Consider the following 1,776-nt stretch of genomic DNA (forward strand, 5'->3'; position numbering starts at 1 on the left):
TTACGCCTCTTGCGGTGTCATGTCGTTTGCGTTGATGCCTGCGACTGCGACGGGTTTTTTCATGGCGTCGCGGCGGAAGGGTTCACCCAGTTCCTGGTTGATCAGGGCTTCGATTAGCGTGGTGATGCCGTTCTTCTGGTCCTCGATCGCCTGGTTCAGCGCCGCGGTCAGCTCTTCCTGGGTGCGGGCGACAACACCTTTCAGGCCACAGGCCTGTGCGATACCGGCGTAAGACACTTTGGTGTCCAGCTCGGTGCCGACGAAGTTGTCATCGAACCACAGGGTCGAGTTCCGCTTTTCCGCGCCCCACTGGTAGTTGCGGAAAACGATCTGGGTCACGGCAGGCCATTCTTCGCGGCCAATCGCGGTCAGTTCGTTCACGGCGATACCAAAGGCACCGTCACCGGCAAAGCCGACAACCGGAACATCGGGGCAGCCGATCTTGGCGCCGACAACCGCCGGAAGGCCGTAGCCACAGGGGCCGAACAGGCCGGGGGCCAGGTATTTGCGGCCGTCTTCGAAGGACGGGTAGGCGTTGCCGATGGCGCAGTTGTTGCCGATGTCGGACGAGATGATCGCCTCTTTCGGCAGTGCGGCCTGGATTGCGCGCCACGCCATGCGGGGGCTCATCCAGTCAGGCTTGGCGGCACGTGCACGCTCGTTCCAGGTGGTGCCCGGATCGTCGTCCTCGTGGGTCATCGAGGTCAGTTCCTGCGCCCATGCGGATTTCTTCTGGGCGATGCGGTCCTTGCGCTCCTGGCGGCCTTCGTCACCGGCGGTGTCGCTCAGCTGGGACAGGATGCCGTTGGCAACCTTGGCCGCATCACCGATGATGCCGACGCTGACGTCCTTGGTCAGGCCGATGCGGTCAGGGTTGATGTCGACCTGAATGATCTTTGCATCTGCGGGCCAGTAGTTGATGCCGTAGCCGGGCAGGGTCGAGAACGGGTTCAGGCGGGTGCCCAGAGCCAGAACAACGTCGGCTTCCGAGATCAGCTCCATACCGGCTTTCGAACCGTTATAGCCCAGCGGGCCGGCAAACAGCGGGTGCGAGCCGGGGAAGGCGTCGTTGTGCTGGTAGCCAACGCAGACCGGTGCGTCCAGACGCTCGGCCAGGGCTTTCGACGCTTCGATGCCGCCTTCGGCCAGAACAACGCCGGCGCCGTTCAGGATGACCGGGTTCTTTGCGTTCGACAGCATTTCGGCAGCAGCAGCCACCGCGTCTTCGCCGCCTGAAGGACGCTCGAAATCAACGATCTTGGGCAGTTCGATGTCGACAACCTGGGTCCACATGTCACGCGGGATGTTCAGCTGAGCCGGGGCGCTGGCGCGCTTGGCGTTCATGATTACGCGGTTCAGGACTTCGGCAACACGCGACGGATCACGGACTTCTTCCTGATAGGCCACGCAGTCCGCGAACATGCGCATCTGCTCCATCTCCTGGAAGCCGCCCTGACCGATGGTCTTGTTGGCCGCCTGCGGGGTGACCAGCAGAACCGGGGTGTGGTTCCAGTAGGCGGTCTTCACGGCGGTGACAAAGTTGGTGATGCCGGGGCCGTTCTGCGCGATCATCATCGACATTTTGCCGGTCGCGCGGGTGTAGCCGTCGGCCATCATGCCGCCAGACCCTTCGTGCGCACAGTCCCAGAACATGATGCCAGCCTTCGGAAACAAATCCGAAATCGGCATCATCGCAGAACCAATAATACCAAACGCATGCTCAATACCATGCATCTGCAATACCTTAACAAAGGCCTCTTCTGTCGTCATCTTCAT

The 1,776-nt window shown here is 61.6% G+C and carries 1 protein-coding gene; it reads right to left on the reverse strand.

What is annotated here, in order from left to right:
• The coding region (gene xsc / locus E1297_RS02220; RefSeq protein ID WP_155133352.1) for a sulfoacetaldehyde acetyltransferase at positions 1 to 1,776 on the reverse strand (1,776 nt) is incomplete at its 5' end.

Source organism: Roseibium sp. RKSG952, assembly GCF_009711355.1.